Raw genomic sequence first — 22674 nt, 5'->3', positions numbered from 1 at the left:
AATCAGGCCGCTACGCGCGAGCGGCCCAACGAAAAATAGTCAATCCCGGTCCGGCTTCAATACCCAAAGCAGCTCGTGACGGCGCACGGCCTTGCGGAAGAATTCATTCTCACCATAAGGCGATGGACCACGACCGGCCAGCCATTGCTGCAACAGGCGGCGCACCCGACGCTTGAACGGCGCGCGGGGTTGCAGGTCATGCATCATGCCCAGCGCCATCGCCTTGTCCCGCTGTTGGCCGAGGGTCAGCACCCGGCAATAAGGCTCAAGCACCTGGGTCGCATCGAACTGCGGCGGCAACGCCACGCCGGCACCGGAATCGCCCATGGGCCAGCGGTCATTATCATGCAGGTGGTTGGCATAACCGAGCAGCGTGGTCGGCTGCCATTCAAGCCCTTCCAATGCCTGCACCACCGCGGCGTGGGCACAGATATGGTCCGGGTGAGGATCAAGCACCGGGGTCGGTACCACGATGACCTCGGGGCGCGCCTTGAGCAACACCGCGCGCAGGTCGGCAATCAGGTTGTTCCAGGTCGGCGCGCCGTCCGCATCACTGGGCAGCGCCAGGGCATTGAACTGGCGGAACAGCCGCGTATCGTCCAGTTGCGCTTCGCGGGACGCCTGGGGCTGATCGGGAGCGTCACGCATGGCCGGCAGTTGCAGGCAGAAGTAACCCAGTTGCACGCACCGCGCCTCGGGCACGCCGGCCCAGCGCGGTACGGCAATGCTGTCCCAGGCACGCAGGCGTCCTTTGATCCGCGCGGCGTCGGCCTTGGGCAGGCCCATCTGCTGATAGTGCTCGGCCTCGATTTCGCCGGCGGTCAGGGTCACGATCCAGCTTTCGTCCGCCTGGCCATACAGGCCGAATGCAGCCAGTTCAGCGTCGTCGGCATGGGGCGCGATCACCATCACTCGCTGGCGGGCCAGGTCCGGTTGCCGGAAGACCCACAGCACCGGCTGACCGATCACGCGGCAATAGCGACCGCGCAGGTGCAGCTCACCGCCGGCCAGTGCCGTCGCGGAACCGGTGAGGTTGAGGTAACGCTTGCCGGCCACACCACGCTCGAACGCCTGGCGATCCCCGGACAATTCAACCGCTGGATCCAAGAAGCGCCCCAACCAACTGCTCTTGAGCTGCACTTCGACGATCAGTGTTTCATCGCCCGCCAGTTCCAAAGGCGCTTGTGGCACCAGTCGCCCGGCGTCCAGGCGCACACCGACCGACTGGCCACCGGGAGCAAAGCGGTACTGGTAGTCATCCTTGGGCGAATAGAACAAATGGTCGGCGAACCAGGCTTCGTGGGCCACCCACAGCAGCACCGCCAGGATCAACGGCAGCCACCAGGCCACCAGCACACCGGCCACGACCAACACCAGCAAGCCCATCAGCAGCGCAATGCGCTTGTTGCGTCGGTGGCGCTTGAGCAGTTGCTGTTTGCGGCTCATAGGCTGAACACCGGCACTGGCGTGCACCAGCGCTCCTTGTATTCACGGTCGGCACGCCCAAAAGAAAAACGCAGCGGTTTATCCACGGCCCGGGCCTGCTCCCAGGCACTTTGCGTATTGAGGAAACTCAACACACTGCCAGGGCTGAACGCGCGGGTTTCAGGGTCGACCCCGCCGTTGACGTATTCAATGCTGATCCATTCAGGTGATTCGACGCGATACACCAATTGCACGGCAATGGGGGCATCGTTGAGAAACAACACCGAACCGATCAGGAACTCCTTGAGCAATGCCAGCACCTCGGCGAGGCGCTCGGCCCCGGTCGCCGGGAACCCCCAACGACGCTGGAACAGATCGCAGTAGATCGCCGCCAGCTCACTGCTGGAGAACTCACTGACCGCGCGCACCACACCGCCCGCCTCTTCCAGCAGACGCAGCTCGCGGCGCTGGTTGTAGCGAAATTTCTTCGACAGGTCTTCGGGGGTACGGGCCATGGCCAGTTGCTCGGCCTGGGGCTTGAGGGTGCTGACGCGGCCTTCATTCAGCGCCGACAGGTAGCGCCCACGATGGCGCACCGGCACCTGCGCATCGGCAGCAATGGGCAGGATGATCTCGGCATTGCCCAGGTCAAACAGGCCTTTCTTGCCACTGCGCTTGAGCACGTCCTTGGACAGGGCCAGGTCGCGTCCCCAGGTGGCAATCGCCCCCTTGAGCTCGCCGTCCTGCTCCCAGCCCAGGTAGCGCACCGGAATCTGCGCCAGCGTGGCCAAGCGCTCGACGACCTGCGGATGGGTCGCCACGCTGCCACCAAACCGCAGCCAGGCCTGGGCGTAAACCTCGGCCTCGACAGGCGCCCAGCCACGTTCACGCCAAGCCTGGAAGCGGTTCAGCATTTAAACCACAGCGTCATAAGGGTCCACGCCATCCTTGACGACCAGAATATCTTCCATGATCAGGTACTGCAGGTCCGAGCCGAAGAACATGTTCAGTGCGTCGGTCGGCGAGCAGATCATCGCTTCGCCACGACGGTTGAGCGAAGTGTTCAGGGACACGCCGTTACCGGTCAGCACTTCCAGCTCTTTCATCATGTCGTAGTAGCGAGGGTTGTATTCGCGCTTGAGCACCTGGGCGCGGGACGTGCCATCTTCATGCACCACTTCCGGTACGCGGGTCTTCCACTCTTCCGACACTTCAAAGGTGAAGGTCATGAACGGCGCCGGGTGATCGACCTTGATCATCTGCGGGGCCACGGTGTCGAGCATCGACGGGCAGAAAGGCCTCCAGCGCTCGCGGAACTTGATCTGGTGGTTGATGCGGTCAGCCACGCCCGTGGCGCTAGGGCAACCGATGATCGAACGACCGCCCAGGGCGCGCGGGCCAAATTCCATGCGGCCCTGGAACCAGGCCACCGGGTTGCCGTCGACCATGATCCTGGCGATGCGCTTGGGCATGTTTTCGATCCTGCGCCAGTTCGGCTTGCTCTCGTGCTTGGCACAGGCTGCGATCACGTCTTCGTTGCTGTAGGACGGGCCGAGATAGACGTGTTCCATCTTCTCCACCGGTACACCACGGGCGTGGGACACGTAAGCGGCGGCGCCGACAGCGGTGCCGGCATCGCCGGACGCCGGCTGCACGAACAGCTCCTTGACGTCGTCACGGGCAATGATCTTCTGGTTCAGCTTGACGTTCAGCGCACAGCCGCCGGCGAAGGCCAGCTTGCCGGTGTCCTTGAGGATGTCGCCCAGGTAATGGTCGATCATCTGCAAGGCCAGCTTTTCAAACAGCGCCTGCATGCTGGCGGCGTAGTGGATGTACGGCTCGTCGGCGATGTCGCCTTCGCGCTTGGGGCCCAGCCACTCGATCAGTTTTGGCGAGAAGTAGAAGCCCTTGCCCTTCTCTTTGTAACGGCGCAGGCCGATAACGTTGGCGTAGTCGGTGTTGATCACCAGCTCGCCGTTTTCAAACGAGGCCAGCCGCGAGAAATCGTATTTGCTGGCGTCGCCGTACGGCGCCATGCCCATGACCTTGAACTCACCGTCGAGCATCTCGAAACCGAGGAACTCGGTGATCGCGCCGTACAGGCCACCGAGGGAGTCCGGATCGTAGAATTCCTTGATCTTGTGGATCTTGCCGTTCTCGCCGTAGCCGAAGAACGTCGTGGCGTACTCACCCTTGCCGTCGATCCCGAGGATCGCGGTCTTCTCCTGGAAGCCGGAGCAGTGGTAGGCGCTGGAAGCGTGGGCCAGGTGGTGTTCAACCGGCTCGATCTTGATTTTCTTCGGATCGAAGCCCAGTTGCTCCAGGCACCAGACGATCTTGTTGCGGTAGCGCTTGTAGCGACGGTTGCCCATCAGGATCGCGTCGAGGGCGCGATCCGGGGCGTACCAGTAACGCTTGGCGTAGTGCCAGCGCGCCTCGCCGAACAGGCTGATCGGGGCGAACGGGATCGCCACCACGTCAACGTCGGAAGGCTTGATGCCGGCCTGTTCCAGGCAGAACTTCGCCGACTCGTAGGGCATGCGGTTCTTTGCATGTTTGTCGCGTACGAAGCGCTCTTCTTCGGCGGCCGCGATCAGCTTGCCGTCGATATACAGGGCTGCGGAAGGATCATGGCTAAGGGCGCCGGACAGGCCAAGAATCGTCAATGCCACAGGGGTCTAGCCTCTTTTAGTCTGCATGCAGGCGGGTTGCGCCTGAAAAAAGTGTGCTTCCCGCCTGGGCAGGAAACAGCTAAAGGGCGGGATTATAGCGTAAACATGCGGCGGGATGATCTAGGGAATGTGGCGACCGGTTGTCACTGCGCGCTAACGGAAGATCTCGATGCTGCCGTCCTTGGACTGACGGTAGATCGTGTAGGGCAGCAGCAGCGTGTCCAGCACCCCGGAGGCCACGAATTCGATGGCGATGACAGGGACGGCGCCGGGCCCGTGGTCGATCAGGCTTATGTCGTTCAGGCTTTTTTCAGGCTTGGGTTCGCCACTGAGGGTACAAAACCCGTACATCACCCCACTGTAGATACGCGGCACGTTTTCGCAGTGGCTGCGCGAGTCCTTGAGGTTCTGGCTGGTCACGACATCCGGGCGGAAAACGGTATTGATGGTTCCGCAACCGGCCAGCGCCACCCCGGCGGCCAGCCACAAGACTTTCGATGCAATCCTCACGAACCACTCCTTTTAAGCCATCGGCCGTTGTCATTTGGCGAAGCGGGTCACGCTAACATCGACGAACCTGGAGCCCCAGCGTAGTAACACCGATTTGCAACGTAGGCTGATTCCTAAATGATAAAAATCGCCCGACTCACTGAACTCGCGACCTTTTGCGCGTTTACACACCAAGCGCCACGGATTCCGGCCGACTCATGAACCACCTCACTCTCGCTTTCAAAGAGCAGAAACTGCGGAGGGATTAGTTTTTCATCTGCCATGGGATATTCAATCCTAGGTTTCAGGCTCTTCCGGGTTGCCCATCTACGTTCATATTGCCCTCGCGCCCTGCTACAGGGAGCCACCAATCTCGATCCCTTTGGGCAAACGCTGATCGATCAACTGATACAACGCACTGCTCTCGGGCCAATTGCGCATAAACCGCGCACGGTCCTTGGCATACGCCGGGGCGAAGCTGGCGGCAGAGCTGTGCTGACACATCGCGTCCAGGTCGATCAGCGACCAGCGATCGTTATCCCAGAACAGGTTGTGGCCTTTGAAATCGCCATGGCTGATGCGCTCGCGAATCAGCTCGGCGAACAGATGGTCCAGCGCCAGCAGTTCGTTTTCAGGCGCGTCGCCGTGCTCAACATAGGGTGCGAAACGCTCGATGATGTCCGGCCCCGGCAGGTACTCGGTGACCAGATAAGCCCGGCTGCGCAGCCAGAAAAAACGCTTTTCCAATACAGCCAGCGGCGTGGGCGTGGCAATGCCGAGGAACGCCAGGCGATTGCCTTCGCGCCAGGAATGCCAGGCGCGGCTCGGGCGCCAGAAGCGCTTGAGCCAATGGGTGAAGCCTTTGATGTTGTAGCGTTTGATCACCAGCGGTCGGCCGGCCACCTCGACCTTGGCCACACTGGCCGCACCACCGGTCTTGTACAGGTGGCCTTGATCCAGCAATGCGTCAGCCTGTGCCAGCACCGGCAGCATGGCCGGCTCTTCCTCGCGCCGAATCGCACGCAGGCCGAAGGCACCGCGCACCACGCTGAACAGCGTGCATTCACGGCCGACCTTGTTCAAATAGTCCTTCAGGCGCCAGGCGCGGACCTTGCGCACCTGCTTCTCCAGGGCCTCGAGCGGCAACGCGTGCTCACCATTGCCCAGCAGGTAATACACCAGCAGTTCCTCGGTAAACGGCTCGAGGTTTTTCGGCAACTGGGCGAAAAACACCCCGAGGTTCTCCAGCACCCGGTTGCGCGACAGCGGCTTGCCTGCCTCTTCGGCACGAATCCCGGCACCGTCAATCAGATACAGCTTTTCGCCCTGGCGCAGCAGGTTGTCCAGGTGCAGGTCTTCCTGCCATAGCCCTTTGGCGTGCATCCGGGCAATCGCACCCAACGCTTCGGCCAGCACGGCGGTTTGCTCATCCGCCAGCGGCGGCAAGCCTTCGACCGCGTGCCAGGCATCCGCCAGGCTCTCAGCGCCTTCGATAAACTCGAACAACAGCCAGCCGCCCTCGCCTTCCTGCAACCCATCGGCCAGCAGCAGCGGTGTGGTCAAGCCGTGTTCGGCGAGCAGGCGCACGCCGCCGAGTTCACGCTGAAAATGTCGCGCGGCCTTACTGCCTACCAGCAACTTGGCCAGTACCGGACGCCCGCGCCAGACCGCTGCGCCGACGTAGCGCTCGCCCGGCAATACACGCAACAGGCTCAGCAGTTGCAACTGCCCAGGGCCAGCAGCGTCCGCCAGGTCAAGAGTCAGTGGCAGGCCGGGGGTACGCCCGGCTTTTTTCAACTCGGACAAACGCATCAGCGGTTCTCCTTGTGGCTACGCCGCGCGGTCAAGCGCTGGTGCCAGGTGGCGAGCAGCGCGCTGTCCTCAGGCTGTTCGAGGTACGCCGCCAGGAGTTGGCGCACCTGCTCATCCGACCACTGCGGTGCACGGCGCAACAGCGGCTCCAGGTCCTTGACCCGATCCCGCCAGCCGAACAACAGCGGGCGGGTTTTCTCCAGGTCGATCAGCTGCGCGGCGTAACCGTCGCCCGTCGCCTGCAGGAAAATATGCTTGGGATAAAAACAGCCGTGCACCTGGCCAACGCTGTGCAGCCGCCGAGCCAACTGGCCGCTGGCTTGCAGGATGGCGCGGTGCTGGGCATCGCTCAGTGAAGGCCACTGCTCCAGCAATGACTCCAGGTCATTCCAGCCGTCCAGGGCACGGGTCAGCAACATCGCGCGATGCTCGCCATTGACCTTGCGCTGGCCGAAAAACGCTGCCTGCAGGGCCGGGATCCCCAACTGGCGATAGCGGCTGATATTGCGAAATTCGCGGGCAAAACTTGGCTCGCCAAACGGGCGATGCAGGGTGCGCGTCAGGTAGTCGCTCTGGCGCTTGAGGTAATACCCCTGGCCATCGAGCTCCAGGCGAAACACGCTGCTCCAGCCGCCCCGGCTGGTGTTCGGCTCATCCACCGCGTCCAATTGCTTGGCCCACAGGGCGTCGAAAGTCGCGAGGCCGTTGCGCTCAAGTAAAGCGCGGTCGTCGGCCGCCAGGAAATCACTCATTCGCGTCCCTCGAAAAACTTCACCACATGGCGAATTCGCTGTTTATCCGACGCCGTCAGATGCGAGCGTTGGCGGTATTGCATGTAGAAGCGCAGGCGCTGGGTGGCCGACAGGTGATATTTGGCCACCTTATCCAGGCAGGCCAGGTCCTTGGTGATGCGGTACTTGAGCCAGAAACCGCGCCAGAAATCACCGTTGGGACAGTCGATCAAATACAGCGTCTGCTGGTCGTCGATCAGCAGGTTGCGCCACTTCAAGTCGTTATGGGTGAAGCGATGATCATGCATGGTGCGCGTGTATTCGGCGAGCTGGCGACTCACGGCATAGACCCACTTGGGGTCCTTGAGGCGCGCATCGTTGCGCTCGGCCAGCGCCGACAAATCTTCGGTCTTGGGCAACTCGCGGGTGATCATCGCCCCCCGTGCGTAGGCCAGGCCCTTGCGTTCCAGGCCCCAGGCCACCACGTCGGCGGTGGGAATGCCCCACTTGGCGAAGCGCTTGAGGTTCTGCCACTCGGACTTCACCCGTGGCTTGCCCAGGTAGCGCCGCAGGCCCTTGCCGGCCCCGACATAGCGCTTCACGTAATAATTGACCCCACCGCGCTCCACGCGGATCACCTCCGAGAGGGGGTCGCGGGTCAAGCGCTCGCCTTGCAGGGCGAACACTGCTGCAAGGCTTCCGAAATCATCCGCCAGGGCGGCGTAAGCAGGTTCCAGGTTCCAACCCGCCATCAGAGCGCATCCCCGTAGCGTTGTTTGCGTGCATACAGCTTGTCGGCCTTGCGCTGTATCAGGCTCAGGGACGCCGATTGCTCAGCCAGGATCTGGCGCAGCGGCTGGCGGAAGTAACCCTTGAGAAAACGCAGCTTGTCACGCCGCGTCAGGCCAATCTCCAGCGCCGAGTAATACAACGCCGACAGGTCCTTGTCGCGCCAGCGCATCGGCAGATGGGCACGCAGTTGGGCACGGTGCAGGTCGATGACGGAAAGCTTGATGTTGCGCGCGTCAATCGGCTGCGCGGTGTCCAGCAGGAAATGGCAGAGGTAGCAGTCGCGATGGTTCACGCCGCCACGGTGCATGTCGCCGACCATCCGCGCCAGTTCGGCGGTGAGGGCATGACGCAGTGCAGGTGCCGGGGGTTCGGCGACCCAGTTGACGGTCAGGTCTTCCAGGCTGAGGGTCGGTGCCAGTTCTTCGGTGATGATGAACGAATGCTGGTCCGCCGGGTTGCTGCCTTTTTCGCCGAAGGCTACGCCGGTCATGGTCGGTACGCCGAGGGCCTGCAGGCGATGGATGGCGGCCCATTCAAGGCCCGCCCCCAGTACCGGCAACTTGGCGGTGATCAGGTTCTTGAAGATCTCCCCCCAGCCAATGCCACGGTGGATTTTCACGAAATACGGACGGCCGTCGACCTCGGTGCGCAACGTGCGACGGGCCGCCAGCTCGCGAAATACCTGGCCTTGCAGTTTCTCGACTTCGGCGAAGGCGTCACGCCCAGCCCAGAGGGTCTTGAACGGTTCGGCAAGTATCAACTTCATCGTTTTGGCTCCGCCAGAATCACATCCGCCGCGTGCTGCGGCATGCTGTAGAGGTCGGCCGTCTCGGCGAACGCCAACCCGTTGCGACCCCAGGCCATGCGCTGTGCAGAATCGCTGAGCATCTGCGCCAGGTACTGGTTGAGTTGGGCTTGTTCAAACGGCTCATCCAGCACCAGGCCACTGTCGGCTTCGGCGATGTAATGGGCATAACCACACACCGCCGAGACCAGCACCGGCAGCCCGGCCACCAGGGCTTCGAGCAGCACGGTCCCGGTATTTTCGTTGTACGCCGGGTGGATCAACAGGTCGGCGCCCAGCAGGAAGCGCGGAATATCACTGCGCCCCTTGAGGAATTGCACGTTGTCGCCCAAGCCCAGGGTGGCGCTCTGCAATTGGAATACTTTGGGGTCGTCCTGGCCGATTACAAACAGGCGCGTGCGTTTTTTCAGCTCTGCCGGCAGTGCGGCCACGGCCTTGAGGCTGCGGTCGACCCCCTTGGTCTTGAAGCCGGAGCCAATTTGCACCAGCAGCAGTTCGTCATCGGTCAGGTTGAATTCCTTGCGGAACCCTGCGCGGATCTCGGCGGCATTCGGCGGTGCGCGGCGGTCCTGGGCAATGCCCGGTGGCAACAGGTGGAAGCGCTGCAGCGGCGTGTCGTAATGCTTGATGAACAAGGGTTGCTGCACTTCGGAGATCATCAGGATCTCGGTCTTGGCATCCTTGGCAAACACCGCGCGTTCGTACTCGGCAAAGTGGCGGTAGCGACCGAAGCTGCGGTACAGCGAATGGCGCAGGTTTTGTGCCTTGTCTTCAAAGCAGCCATCGGCGGCGTAATACACATCCAGGCCGGGCATCTTGTTGAAACCGATCAGGCGGTCTACCGGGCGCTTGGCCAGGTCGGCTTCCATCCAGGCGCTGAGCTTTTCGTTGCGCCGATGATTGAAGAACGCCTTGACCGGCGCCACCAGCACCTCGAAGCCCGGTGGGATGTCGCCTTCCCAGATCAGCGTGTAGACACGGATCTGGTGGCCGCGCTGCTGGCATTCCAGGGCGATGCGCATGAAATCCCGTTGCAGGCCGCCGAAGGGGAAATATTTGTACAGAACAAAAGCCAGTTGCATCAGTGCAGCTCCTCAGCCAATAACAACGTGCTTAGCCGGGTTGCCACACGCTCAGGGTTCAGGCGCGTGAAGCACAGGGGCGACTCGCGCTTGATGTCGAACCGACGCAGGTCGTCGGCCGTGGGTTGATAGGTGCATTGTTTTTGCAGGCACGGCGCGCACGGGAAATCACTGGCCAGGTGAATCTGGCCTTTGCCATAGGCGCCGGTCAGGCCGGGATTAGTCGGCCCGAACAGGGAAATGGTCGGCACATCCAGCGCGGCCGCCAGGTGACCGAGGCCGGTGTCGACCGCCACACAGGCACGGGCACTGGCCAACACACGGGCGACGCCGGCCAGGTTCAACCTGGGTAGCACTTCGGCGTGTTGCAGGCCCTGGGCCAGGCGTTCGGCCCGCGCCTTTTCGATGGCGTTGCCCCAGGGTAACTTCACGTCCACCCCCAGGCGCCCCATGCGCTCGGCCAGCTCACGCCAGTAGGCTTCGGGCCAGTGCTTGGTGTCCCAGGTGGTGCCGTGCAGCAGCAATACGAAGGGTTTTTTCGGCGGCAGGCCGAGCAGTTTGTCGACGCTCAGGCCGTAGTCGCCCAAGCCCTTGGGCAGGTCGTAACCGAGTGCCACGGCAAACAGCTGGCGCAGGCGTTCCACCGCGTGCTGCCCGCGGGCCACGGCCAGGCGCCGGGAATAGAAGCGCGCCGCAATCGGTTCACGGGCGGAGTTTTTGTCGAAACCGGCCACTGGCGCGCGCACGTAACGGGTCAGCCAGGCGCTTTTGAGCAGGCCCTGGGCATCGATCACCAGGTCGTATTTGGTCGACTGGATGCGCTGTTTGAAGCGTCGCCATTCACCACTCTTGAGGGTCTGCCAGATATTTTTGCGCCAGCGGCGGATCGCCACCGGGATCACTTTGTCGACGGCCGGATGCCAGGTGGGGATTTCGGCGAAGCCTTCTTCCACCACCCAGTCGAATTGAATACCGGGGATCGCCCGCGCAGCGTCGGTCAATGCCGGCAAGGCGTGGATCACGTCGCCCAGGGATGAGGTCTTGATTACCAGTACCCGCAACTCAGTGAACCTCGACCACAGAGCCCTGCAACCGCTGCAAGGCATCGCTCACCGGCTGCGGCAGCAACTGGCGCAGGCAGTTGTAGTGACCGAAACGGCAGGTGCGCTCAAAGCACGGGCTGCAATCCAGACCCAGGCGTACCACTTCGACCTGGTCGGCCAACGGTGGGGTAAAGCCTGGGGACGTAGAACCATACACCGCCACCAGCGGGCGATTCAGCGCCGCCGCCACGTGCATCAACCCGGAGTCGTTGGACACCACGGCATCCGCGCAGGAGAGCAGATCGATGGCCTCGGCCAACGACGTGTCGCCACTGAGGTTCACCGCTTCCTCGCGCAGGCCGGGGATCAGGCGCTGGCGAATATCTTCGCCCACCCCATGGTCGTTTTTCGAACCGAACAGCCACACCTGCCAGCCTTCGCGAATTTTCATCTCGGCGACCTTGGCGTAGTGCTCCGACGGCCAGCGCTTGGACTCGCCAAACTCGGCGCCAGGGCACAGCGCCAGCACCGGACGGTCAAGGGCCAGGCCGAACTTGGCCAGGGCTGCGTCGCGGGTCACCGGGTCGATCCGCAGGCGCGGGCGCGGGTACGGCGTCGGCAACTCGGCGCCGGGCGCGTAGGCCAGGGCCATGAAACGCTCGATCATCAGGGGGTAGCGCGCCTTGTCGAGCTTGCGCACGTCGTTAAGCAGGCCGTAGCGAAACTCGCCGCGCCAGCCGGTACGTTTCGGGATGCCGGCAAAAAACGGCACCAGGGCCGACTTCATCGAGTTGGGCAACAGGATCGCCTGGTCATACTGGCCGGCCAGGGATTTGCCGATACGACGGCGAGTCGCCAACTCGAGGGCACCGTGGCCGAGCGGGAAGCTCAGGGCCTTGCGCACCTCGGGCATGCGCTCGAGGATCGGCCGGCTCCACTCAGGGGCGAGCACATCGATTTGGCAGTCGGGATGACGTTGTTTCAGGCACTGGAACAGTGTCTGTGCCATCACCATGTCACCGACCCAACTGGGCCCAACGATCAGAATATTCATGTAGTTTCCACAAACGATGCGGGGAGGCTTATGCCTCCCCGCCCTAATAGTGTTTCAGCTCAACCCCAGCTCCTGCCAGACTCGCATCACCTGGCGCCGTTCGTCGGCGAACTGATCCCCGGTCACCGTGCCGGCCTCGTTCTGCAAGGCCTGGCGATGCGCGGCGGAACGGTAGGCTTTATACACCTCGCGCAGCAAATGGGCATCGGCGGCAGGCATCAACCCTACCTGCTCCAAGCCCTCCAGAATGCGGATATTGTCGGTGTAGCGCAGCAACGATGGATGTTGCGCAGACCACGCCAAAGCGGCGTATTGCACCATAAATTCAATATCCACGATACCTCCAGCGTCCTGCTTGAGGTCGAACACCACCGTGGGTTCGAAGGCATTGGCGCCGGTACCGGCCACCGTCGACTTGGTCCCCAGGTTGTCACGCATCTTGGCGCGCATCTCGCTGACCTCCTGGCGCAGCTTCACCAGGTCCCGTTCACGCCCCAGCACCTTGGCCCGCACTTGCTCGAAGGCCTGGCCGACATCCGGGCTGCCCACCAGCACCCGCGCACGTATCAGCGCCTGATGCTCCCAGGTCCAGGCTTCGTTCTCCTGATAGCGCGCGAACGCCCCAAGCGAACTCACCAGCAGGCCGGATGCGCCGGACGGTCGCAGGCGCATGTCTACTTCATATAGTTGGCCGGAGTTGGTCTGGGTGGTCAGCAGGTGGATGATCCGCTGGCCCAGGCGCGTAAAGAACTGCGCCCCGTCGATCGGCTTGGCACCGTCGGTTTCGGCCTGCGGGTCGCCGTCGTGGATAAACACCAGGTCCAGATCCGAACCATGCCCCAGTTCGATACCGCCGACTTTCCCATAACCGACAATGATGAACCCAGGATCGCACAGGGTGCCGTCCAGCCGTTGCGGCGAGCCGTGGCGCGCGACGGTCTGGCGCCAGGCCAGGGCCAGCACCTGTTCGAGGATGGCTTCGGCGAGCCAGGTCAGGTAGTCGCTGACTTTCATCAAGGGCAGGCTGCCGGCGATTTCCGAGGCGGCGACGCGCAGGCGGTGGGCCAGCTTGAAGTGGCGCAAGGCTTCCATCTGCTGCTCCAAGTCATCCTCGGGAATGCGCGTGAGGCGCTCGCGCAGCTCGGCGGCGAGTTCGGGCGCCAAGGGCGGCTTGAACAGGCGACCTTCATTGAGCAACTCATCCAATAGCAGCGGAAAGCGCGTGATCTGCTCGGCGATCCACGGGCTGGCGGCGCACAGGGTCAGCAGGCGGCGCAAGGCGTCGGGGTTTTCCGTGAGCAAGACCAGGTAAGCCGAACGCCGCGCGACGGCCTCCACCAGCGGCAGTACACGTTCCAGCACCAGGTCGGGGTTGGCGTGCTCGACAGCCTGGGCCAGCAGGCGCGGGATAAACGCATCCAGGCGCTCGCGACCCAGGCGCTGCATGGCACGCAGTTGCGGACTGCCGCGCAGGCCGGCCAAGGCTTTGAGGGCCTTGGGGGCGTCGCTGAAACCGCCTTCGGCGAGCTGGCGGCAGGCGGCATCTTCATCCTGGGACTCTTCCCACAGCGGCAGCCATTCTCCGCCGACGACCAATTCGCTCTCTTCGCCTTCTTCTTCATCCGGGTCGGCAATCACCTGGCGGAAATGCCAATCCACGCGACCACGCCAATACATCAAGCGCGCATGGAAGGTGGCCCAATCGGAAAACCCGAGCATAAAGGCAATGCGCGCCTGGTCTTCGGGGCTGTCCGGAAGCATTTGCGTCTGACGGTCGGCAATCGCCTGGATCGCGTGTTCGGTGTAACGCAGGAATTCATAGCCATTGCGTAACTCGGCGATCACCGCCGGTGGCAGGTAGCCCTGGCCTTCCAGGGTGCCGAGGACCTTGAGCAACGGCCGCTGCTGCAGGCTGAGGTCGCGACCACCGTGGATCAACTGGAACGCCTGGGCAATAAACTCCACTTCACGGATGCCGCCCGAGCCCAGTTTGATGTTTTCGGCCATGCCCTTGCGCCGCACCTCCTGCTGGATCAGCTGCTTCATGGTGCGCAGCGCTTCGATGGCGGAAAAGTCCAGGTAACGGCGATAGACGAACGGACGCAGCATATCCAGCAGTTGCGCGCCGGCCACCTGGTCGCCAGCCACCACCCGCGCCTTGATCATGGCGTAGCGTTCCCAGTCGCGGCCCTGGTCCTGGTAGTACTGCTCCAGCGCATTGAAGCTGAGCACCAAGGCGCCGGCCGAACCGTAGGGGCGCAGGCGCATATCGACGCGAAAGACAAAACCGTCGACGGTCATCGGGTCGAGAGCCTTGATCAATTTTTGACCAAGCCGGATAAAAAATTCCTGGTTATCCAGGGCGCGCTTGACGCCCACCGTCTCACCGCCTTCGGGGTAGGCGAAGATCAGGTCGATATCCGATGACAGGTTCAGCTCCACCGCACCGAGCTTGCCCATGCCGAGGATCACCATTTGCTGGGCCTCACCACTGCGCCGGCCGGTCGGCGTGCCGAACTGCACGCAGTGACGCTGGTACAGCCATTGGTAGGCCTGGTCGATGCTGGCGTCGGCCATGTCGGAAAGGTCGCGGCAGGTTTGCACCAGGTCGGCCTGGCGAGTCAGGTCGCGCCAGATGATGCGCACTTGCTGGCGGGTACGCTGGCGACGCAAGACGCGGCCCAGTTCATCTTCTGTTTCAGCTTGTTGCACCGCACCGGCAATCTGCCCGCACAGCTCGCCCGGCGCAAAGCCGCGGTCCAGTTCGCCCCATGCCACCAGTTCCAGCAACATCAAAGGGTCACGAACACTCTGTTCAATCACAAAGTCACTGGCGGCGCACACCCGGGCGAAGTCGGCCCACCGTTGCGGCGTCCACGCAGAAAGGCCATGATCGTCATCCAGCGCGGCCACTGCGTCACGAAATGACTGCTCGGCCCGGCTGGCAAATGGCAAGAGAATGGCCGGTAGTTCGGCCAGCGTTGGAAGGCTCATGGTCTATCCTTGATCGGCGCGTAAACGGCTTGTTGCTGTGAACGCAGGCAGCGCGCTCGATGGAGGACTGTCGAACAAAAGTTAGAAATAGCTGAAAAAACATTAATTTTGGCAGGCAACATTAAACTTCTACCTTTTCTTGTTCGCAAAAGATCAACAATAACGATTATGCTCACCGATCAGACCGAGCAATCCGCTCAGTCTTGTGTAGTTTTACTACTCGTATATACATTCGAAAGGCTGAAATGGCCGACGATTTGTAGTAAAACTACAGGACGCCGAAGCAACCTTCGGCCATCCAAGAATTTATGTCGTCTGCCCACAAGGCCAGTCGCAAACTTCAGGCAACCGATTCTGGTAGCCTTTCCGCCCTGGAGCAAGCCATGCAAGACCTCGATCCCGTCGAAACCCAGGAATGGCTGGACGCCCTGGAATCGGTTCTCGACAAAGAAGGCGAAGACCGTGCTCACTACCTGATGACCCGTATGGGCGAACTCGCGACCCGCAGCGGCTCGCAACTGCCCTACGCCATCACCACGCCGTACCGCAACACCATCCCCGTTACCCACGAAGCACGCATGCCTGGCGACCTGTTCATGGAACGCCGCATTCGCTCGCTGGTACGTTGGAACGCCATGGCGATGGTAATGCGCACGAACTTGAAAGATTCTGACCTGGGCGGTCACATCTCCAGCTTCGCTTCCAGCGCCACCCTGTATGACATCGGCTTCAACTACTTCTTCCAGGCCCCTACCGAAGAACACGGCGGCGACCTGATCTACTTCCAGGGCCACACCTCGCCAGGCGTCTACGCCCGTGCGTTCATGGAAGGCCGCATCACCGAAGAACACATGAACAACTTCCGCCAGGAAGTAGACGGTAACGGCCTGTCGTCGTACCCGCACCCGTGGCTGATGCCAGATTTCTGGCAGTTCCCGACTGTATCCATGGGCCTGGGCCCGATCCAGGCGATCTACCAGGCACGTTTCATGAAGTACCTGGAAGCCCGTGGCTTCATCCCGGCAGGCAAGCAGAAAGTCTGGTGCTTCCTGGGCGACGGCGAGTGTGACGAGCCGGAATCCCTGGGTGCCATCTCCCTGGCCGGCCGCGAGAAGCTGGACAACCTGATCTTCGTCATCAACTGCAACCTGCAGCGCCTCGACGGCCCGGTTCGCGGCAACGGCAAGATCATCCAGGAACTCGAAGGCGTGTTCCGTGGTGCCCAATGGAACGTGACCAAAGTCATCTGGGGCCGTTTCTGGGACCCACTGCTGGCCAAGGACGTCGACGGCATCCTGCAACGTCGCATGGACGAAGTCATCGACGGCGAGTACCAGAACTACAAGGCCAAAGACGGCGCATTCGTGCGTGAGCACTTCTTCAACACGCCTGAACTCAAGGCGATGGTTGAAGACCTGTCCGACGACGAGATCTGGAAACTCAACCGTGGCGGCCACGACCCGTACAAGGTCTACGCGGCGTACCACGAAGCGGTCAACCACAAGGAACAACCCACCGTCATCCTGGCCAAGACCATCAAGGGTTATGGCACCGGTGCCGGCGAAGCGAAAAACACTGCGCACAACACCAAGAAAGTCGATGTCGACAGCCTGAAGTTGTTCCGCGACCGCTTCGACATTCCCGTCAAAGACGAAGAGCTGGAAAACCTGCCGTTCTTCAAGCCGGAGCCGAACAGCGCCGAAGCCCGCTACCTGAGCGAGCGTCGTGCCGCACTCGGTGGCTTCGTGCCACAGCGCCGCGCCAAGAGCTTCACCATCCCGACACCGCCACTGGATACCCTCAAGGCAATCCTGGACGGCTCGGGCGACCGTGAAATCTCCACCACCATGGCCTTCGTGCGGATCCTCGCGCAGCTGGTCAAGGACAAGGAAATCGGCTCGCGTATCGTGCCGATCATCCCGGACGAAGCCCGTACCTTCGGTATGGAAGGCATGTTCCGTCAGTTGGGCATCTACTCCTCCGTCGGCCAGCTCTACGAGCCAGTCGATAAAGACCAGGTGATGTTCTACAAGGAAGACAAGAAGGGCCAGATCCTCGAAGAAGGCATCAACGAAGCGGGCGCCATGAGCTCCTTCATCGCTGCCGGTACTTCGTACTCCAGCCACAACCAGCCAATGCTGCCGTTCTACATCTTCTACTCGATGTTCGGCTTCCAGCGTATCGGCGACCTGGCCTGGGCTGCCGGCGACAGCCGTACCCGTGGTTTCCTGATCGGCGGTACCGCCGGCCGTACCACGCTGAACGGCGAAGGCCTGCAACACGAAGACGGTCACAGCCACATCCTGGCTGCCACCATCCCGAACTGCCGCACCTTTGATCCAACCTACGGCTATGAGCTGGCGGTGATCATCCAGGACGGCATGAAGAAGATGACCGAAGAGCAGCAGGACGTTTTCTACTACATCACCGTGATGAACGAATCCTACCAGCAGCCAGCCATGCCGGCCGGCGTGGAGGAAGGCATCATCAAGGGCATGTACCTGCTCGAAGAAGACACCAAGGAAGCGGCACACCACGTGCAACTGATGGGCTCCGGCACCATCCTGCGCGAAGTGCGTGAAGCGGCGAAGATCCTGCGTGACGAGTTCAACGTCGGCGCCGACGTATGGAGCGTGACCAGCTTCAACGAACTGCGTCGCGATGGCCTGGCCGTCGAGCGCAACAACCGCCTGCACCCAGGCCAGAAGCCTGCGCAGAGCTATGTCGAAGAGTGCCTGACCGGCCGTAAGGGCCCTGTCATTGCCTCCACCGACTACATGAAGCTGTTTGCTGAACAAATTCGCCAGTGGGTCCCGTCCAAGGAATTCAAAGTCCTGGGCACCGACGGTTTCGGCCGCAGTGACAGCCGCAAGAAGCTGCGTCACTTCTTCGAAGTCGACCGTCATTTCGTGGTGTTGGCAGCCCTGGAAGCCTTGGCTGACCGTGGTGAGATCGAACCTAAGGTGGTGGCTGACGCTATCGTCAAGTTCGGGATCAACCCGGAAAAACGCAACCCACTGGACTGCTGAGGAGACTTTTTGTGAGCGAACTCATTCGCGTACCTGACATCGGCAGCGGTGAAGGTGAAGTAATCGAGCTGTTTGTGAAGGTCGGCGACACCGTCGAAGCCGACCAGAGCATCCTGACCCTGGAATCGGACAAGGCGAGCATGGAAATCCCTGCTCCCAAGGCCGGCGTGGTCAAGAGCCTGAAAGTGAAGCTGGGCGACCGCCTTAAAGAAGGCGACGAACTGCTGGAGCTGGAAATCGAAGGCGCCGCCGATGCGGCCCCTGCGGCAGCGGCTCCTGCTGCCGCTGCTGCACCTGCCCCCGCTGAAAAACCGGCGGCTGCCGAGGCTCCTGCAGCCCCGGCGGCTGCGGCTGCACCTGCCGCCGCCACTGTCCAGGACATTCATGTTCCAGACATCGGCTCGTCGGGCAAGGCCAAGATCATCGAGCTGCTGGTCAAGGTCGGCGACACCGTCGAAGCCGACCAGTCGCTGATCACCCTGGAGTCCGACAAGGCCTCGATGGAAATCCCATCGCCGGCTGCCGGCGTGGTGGAAAGCATCGCGGTCAAGCTGGAAGACGAAGTCGGCACTGGCGACTTCATCCTTAAGCTGAAAGTCCAAGGCGCTGCACCGGCTGCGGCTCCAGCACCCGCTGCCGCCCCGGCCGCCCCGGCCGCCAAGGCTGAAGCCGCTCCGGCCGCCGCCGCCCCTGCACCTGCACCTGCACCTGCTGCAAAAGCCGAGGCCGCTCCGGCCCCGGCGGCTGCCGCACCTGCGCCAAGCGGTGCCAAGGTCCACGCAGGCCCGGCGGTTCGCCAACTGGCGCGTGAATTCGGCGTCGAGCTGAGCGCCGTATCGGCCACCGGCCCACACGGTCGGGTGCTGAAGGAAGACGTGCAGGTCTACGTCAAGGCCATGATGCAGAAAGCCAAGGAAGCTCCGGCTGCCGGCACTGCTACTGGCGGCGCGGGCATTCCACCGATCCCGGTCGTGGACTTCAGCCGCTTCGGCGAGACCGAAGAAGTGCCGATGACCCGCCTGATGCAGATCGGCGCGTCGAGCCTGCACCGCAGCTGGCTGAACATCCCGCACGTGACCCAGTTCGACCAGGCTGACATCACCGACCTCGAAGCTTTCCGCGTTGCGCAGAAAGCCGTGGCCGAGAAGGCTGGTGTAAAACTGACCGTGCTGCCACTGCTGCTCAAGGCCTGCGCGCACCTGCTCAAGGAGCTGCCGGACTTCAACAGTTCGCTGGCCCCAAGCGGCAAGGCGATCATTCGCAAGAAGTACGTGCATATCGGCTTTGCGGTCGACACCCCGGATGGCCTGCTGGTACCGGTCATCAAGAACGTCGACCAGAAGAGCCTGCTGCAACTTGCGGCCGAGGCTGCTGCGCTGGCGGCCAAGGCCCGCGACAAAAAGCTCACCGCCGACGACATGCAAGGCGCTTGCTTCACCATCTCCAGCCTCGGTCACATTGGCGGCACTGGCTTCACGCCAATCGTCAACGCGCCGGAAGTGGCGATCCTGGGCGTGTCCAAGGCCACTATCCAGCCTGTCTGGGATGGTAAAGCGTTCCAGCCGAAGCTGATGCTGCCACTGTCGTTGTCCTACGATCACCGTGTGATCAACGGCGCGGCCGCTGCGCGCTTCACCCAGCGCCTGAGCCAGCTGTTGAACGACATCCGTACCATCTTGCTGTAAGCCTCCACAGGCCTCCCGTTCACCCCGGGAGGCCTGGTTGCACCGTTTTCCGAGCGCCACGCTCGTACCTCAACCCCGCCACTTGGCGGGGCTTTTTTTTGGGCAATTGTTGGACGGGGGAAACAGGGTTGTACACCACCCATCCCCCCGATTGCAGAAATCCTCCACGCAGCCGATAACACACATATAGCACTTAGCCTTCATCCTCTCTTGTCAGCCTGTGCTGCATGATGCAACCTTGCCGCAGGCAACAGTAAAGAGGGCGCGAGCCCGGCGCCGAGTGCGTTTTTTCAAGTGAGCTTCCCCCATGAAAAGCCAACCCGATGTCGCCCGTACGGCGGCCGAGGTAGTGACGCAATTACCGGTGCCTTCGCGCCTCGGTATGCTGCGTTTCGAGCGGCTTAATGAGGCAAGCTGGGCCCTGCTGTACCTGGACCCCAATTGCGAGCGCCAATTCGGCCTGCCGGCGGTGGAGCTGTGCGCCCTGATCGGTTCTCCGTACGCCAGCCTGATGGAGCCACAGGCGCGCTATCAGCTGCATGACGCCATCCAGCAGCAACTGGCCCAGAGCCCCCACTATCTGGTGCGCTACACCTTGCACACCAGCAATGGCCCGCTGAGCGTGCTGGAAATGGGAGAAGCCTACAAACAGCACAATCGTCACCTGCTGCGTGGCTACCTGATGGTGGTCGACGGCCTCTTCAACGCCCCGCCTTCCGATGCCCCGACAACGGACCTGGAAAGCCAGAACAGCCGCCTGCAGATTGCGCTGGAACTCAACCAGCGTGCGCAACAGGAGCAATTGCAACACCTGGAGCGGGTGCGCGCCCAGCAGGAGCTGATCCTGCTGCTGGCCCGCCAGCGCTACACCACGAATAATTCGCTGCAGGAAGCCGCCGAGCTGATCACCCGTAGCGCCTGCGATATCTACCAGATCGGTTGCGCCAGTATCTGGAACCTCGAAGGCCAGCGTCTGGTACCGATCTCGGCTTACCGCCACGCCGATCAGCAGTACCATTTGCCCGAACCGATCGATGCCAGTGGCTTTCCGGACTACCTGGAAGCCCTGCAAACCAGCCGGGCCATCGATGCCACCAATGCCATGCGCGACCCGCGGACCCGGGAGATGGCCGAATCCCTGCGGGCCAAGGATGTGTACGCCATGCTCGACGCGAGCATCCGGGTGGATGGCCAGGTGGTTGGCGTGTTGTGCCTGGAGCAGACCGGCAGCCCGCGGGCCTGGCAGTCCGACGAGATCGCCTTTGCCGGCGAGCTGGCCGACCAGTTCGCCCAGGTCATCAACAACCACAACCGCCGCACCGCCACCAGCGCCTTGCACCTGTTCCAGCGCGCGGTGGAACAAAGCGCCAACGCCTTCCTGCTGGTCAATTGCGATGGCGTGGTGGAGTACGTCAACCCCAGCTTTACCGCGATCACCCAGTACAGCACCGAAGAAGTCCACGGCCACCGCCTGGCACAATTACCGGCGCTGGAGAACCTCAGCGAGCTGCTGTTCGACGCCCCTTCCAGCCTGGCCCAGAGCAACAGCTGGCAGGGCGAGTTCAAGAGCCGACGCAAGAACCTGGAACCCTACTGGGGCCAGTTGTCGATCTCCAAGGTCTACGGCGACAACCGTGAACTGACCCACTACATCGGCATCTACGAAGACATCACCCAGACCAAGCTGGCCCAGCAGCGTATCGAGCGCCTGGCCTATACCGACAACCTGACTAACCTGGGTAACCGTCCGGCGTTTATCCGCAACCTCGACGAGCGCTTTGCCCGCGACAGCGACAGCCCGATCAGCCTGCTGCTGGTGGACATCGACAACTTCAAGCGGATCAACGACAGCCTCGGCCACCAGACTGGCGACAAACTGTTGATCAGCCTGGCCCGTCGCCTGCGTAACAGCCTCAGCGCCGGCGGCAGCCTGGCACGCTTCGCCAGCAACGAGTTTGCGGTACTGCTCGACGACACTGACCTGGAGAGTGGCCAGCAGGTCGCCAGCCAGTTGTTGGCGACCCTCGACAAACCGATGTTCGTCGACAACCAATTAATCAGCGTCACCGGCTCCGTGGGCCTGGCCTGTGCGCCGCTACATGGGCGCGACCCGCAAACCCTGATGCGTAACGCCGGCCTGGCGCTGCACAAGGCCAAGGCCAACGGCAAACACCAGGTGCAGGTGTTTACCGAGGCGCTGAATGCCGAGGCCAGCTACAAGCTGTTCGTGGAAAACAACCTGCGCCGCGCCCTGACCCAGAACGAGCTGGATGTGTTCTACCAGCCCAAGCTGTGCCTGCGCAGCGGTCGCTTGCTGGGCATGGAGGCGTTGTTGCGCTGGAACCACCCGGAAAAGGGCATGATCCGCCCCGACCAGTTCATCAGCGTGGCAGAAGAGACCGGGCTGATCATCCCCATCGGCAAATGGATCGCGCGCCAGGCATGCCGCATGAGCAAACGACTCAGCGCCGCCGGCATGGGCAACTTGCAGGTGGCGATCAACCTGTCGCCCAAACAGTTTTCCGACCCGGACCTGGTGGCCTCGATTGCCGCGATCCTCAAGGAAGAAGAGCTGCCAGCCAACCTGCTGGAACTGGAACTGACCGAAGGCTTGCTGCTGGAAGCCACCGAGGACACGCGCCTGCAACTGGACCAACTGAAAAGCTTCGGCCTGACCCTGGCGATGGACGATTTCGGCACCGGCTACTCGTCGCTCAGCTACTTGAAAAAATTCCCCATCGACATCATTAAGATCGATCGCAGCTTTATCCACGAGATCCCGGACAACCAGGACGACATGGAAATCACCTCGGCCGTGATCGCCATGGCCCACAACCTCAAGCTCAAGGTCGTGGCCGAGGGCATTGAGACCTCCGAACAATTGGCATTCCTGCGTCGGCATCGTTGCGACGTCGGCCAAGGCTACCTGTTCGACCGGCCCATCCCCGGCTCAGAACTGCTCGAGAAGCTTAAACGCTACCCGCGCGGGCCAATCGCCTGACAGCGCGGTAACACTCGGGCACACTGGCGGTCTGAATTTTTACCTAACTCAATCTGACTG

General features: G+C 62.1%; 15 protein-coding genes. 3 read left to right on the top strand and 12 right to left on the bottom strand.

Going from position 1 to position 22674, the window contains the following annotated elements; all coding sequences use genetic code 11:
• Positions 1-39: 39 nt before the first annotated feature.
• The 12 genes from P2T68_RS03885 to glnE all read right to left on the bottom strand — a co-directional run bounded on the left by P2T68_RS03885 (position 40) and on the right by glnE (position 14899).
• Complete coding sequence (locus P2T68_RS03885; RefSeq protein ID WP_024073041.1) at positions 40-1446, bottom strand: PIG-L family deacetylase; 1407 nt, start codon at positions 1444-1446, stop codon at positions 40-42.
• Positions 1443-2339: an antimicrobial resistance protein Mig-14 gene (locus P2T68_RS03880; protein ID WP_069075132.1), complete on the bottom strand. Its 897-nt coding sequence runs from the start codon at positions 2337-2339 to the stop codon at positions 1443-1445. The genes P2T68_RS03885 and P2T68_RS03880 overlap by 4 nt, the downstream gene beginning before the upstream one ends.
• On the bottom strand, positions 2340-4097 hold the full coding sequence (locus tag P2T68_RS03875) for a carbamoyltransferase (protein ID WP_024073039.1): 1758 nt from the start codon (positions 4095-4097) through the stop codon (positions 2340-2342).
• 153 nt (positions 4098-4250) lie between these two features.
• The gene (locus tag P2T68_RS03870) at positions 4251-4607 is read right to left on the bottom strand and encodes a YceK/YidQ family lipoprotein (protein ID WP_277379078.1); all 357 of its coding nucleotides are present in this window, start codon (positions 4605-4607) and stop codon (positions 4251-4253) included.
• Between the two features lie 333 nt (positions 4608-4940).
• A complete protein-coding gene (locus P2T68_RS03865; RefSeq protein WP_150292199.1) occupies positions 4941-6398 on the bottom strand; it encodes a lipopolysaccharide kinase InaA family protein in 1458 nt (485 codons plus the stop codon).
• Positions 6398-7150: a lipopolysaccharide kinase InaA family protein gene (locus tag P2T68_RS03860; RefSeq protein WP_069075126.1), complete on the bottom strand. Its 753-nt coding sequence runs from the start codon at positions 7148-7150 to the stop codon at positions 6398-6400. Before P2T68_RS03860 ends, P2T68_RS03865 begins: the two co-directional genes overlap by 1 nt.
• Positions 7147-7881 carry a lipopolysaccharide kinase InaA family protein gene (locus tag P2T68_RS03855; protein WP_168232235.1) on the bottom strand — a complete coding sequence of 245 codons (735 nt, stop codon included), beginning with the start codon at positions 7879-7881 and terminating at the stop codon, positions 7147-7149. The genes P2T68_RS03860 and P2T68_RS03855 overlap by 4 nt, the downstream gene beginning before the upstream one ends.
• A complete protein-coding gene (gene rfaP / locus P2T68_RS03850) occupies positions 7881-8687 on the bottom strand; it encodes a lipopolysaccharide core heptose(I) kinase RfaP (protein WP_024073032.1) in 807 nt (268 codons plus the stop codon). The genes P2T68_RS03855 and rfaP overlap by 1 nt, the downstream gene beginning before the upstream one ends.
• Positions 8684-9808: a glycosyltransferase family 4 protein gene (locus tag P2T68_RS03845; protein ID WP_277379077.1), complete on the bottom strand. Its 1125-nt coding sequence runs from the start codon at positions 9806-9808 to the stop codon at positions 8684-8686. The genes rfaP and P2T68_RS03845 overlap by 4 nt, the downstream gene beginning before the upstream one ends.
• Positions 9808-10869 carry a lipopolysaccharide heptosyltransferase I gene (gene waaC / locus P2T68_RS03840; protein WP_024073030.1) on the bottom strand — a complete coding sequence of 354 codons (1062 nt, stop codon included), beginning with the start codon at positions 10867-10869 and terminating at the stop codon, positions 9808-9810. The genes P2T68_RS03845 and waaC overlap by 1 nt, the downstream gene beginning before the upstream one ends.
• A 1-nt stretch (position 10870) precedes the next feature.
• A complete protein-coding gene (gene waaF, locus P2T68_RS03835; protein WP_024073029.1) occupies positions 10871-11905 on the bottom strand; it encodes a lipopolysaccharide heptosyltransferase II in 1035 nt (344 codons plus the stop codon).
• 54 nt (positions 11906-11959) lie between these two features.
• Positions 11960-14899, bottom strand: a complete 2940-nt coding sequence (gene glnE, locus P2T68_RS03830; protein ID WP_069075122.1) for a bifunctional [glutamate--ammonia ligase]-adenylyl-L-tyrosine phosphorylase/[glutamate--ammonia-ligase] adenylyltransferase — start codon at positions 14897-14899, stop codon at positions 11960-11962.
• Positions 14900-15282: 383 nt separating this feature from the next.
• Here glnE and aceE point away from each other — a divergent pair, with 383 nt between their 5' ends.
• The 3 genes from aceE (at position 15283) to P2T68_RS03815 (ending at position 22614) form a co-directional block, all read left to right on the top strand.
• A complete protein-coding gene (gene aceE / locus P2T68_RS03825; RefSeq protein ID WP_024073027.1) occupies positions 15283-17928 on the top strand; it encodes a pyruvate dehydrogenase (acetyl-transferring), homodimeric type in 2646 nt (881 codons plus the stop codon).
• An 11-nt stretch (positions 17929-17939) separates the two neighbouring features.
• Positions 17940-19613, top strand: a complete 1674-nt coding sequence (gene aceF / locus P2T68_RS03820; RefSeq protein ID WP_277379076.1) for a dihydrolipoyllysine-residue acetyltransferase — start codon at positions 17940-17942, stop codon at positions 19611-19613.
• 307 nt (positions 19614-19920) lie between these two features.
• Entirely contained in the window at positions 19921-22614 is a 2694-nt protein-coding gene (locus tag P2T68_RS03815; RefSeq protein WP_024073025.1) for a GGDEF and EAL domain-containing protein, read from the top strand.
• The last annotated feature ends 60 nt before the right edge of the window (positions 22615-22674 follow it).

It is taken from the genome of Pseudomonas sp. G11, from assembly GCF_029457515.1.
In the GTDB taxonomy this organism is placed as follows: Bacteria; Pseudomonadota; Gammaproteobacteria; order Pseudomonadales; family Pseudomonadaceae; genus Aquipseudomonas; species Aquipseudomonas gorinensis.
Note: the sequence above shows the minus strand (reverse complement) of the source record. Positions and strands in the feature narration are given on the sequence as shown.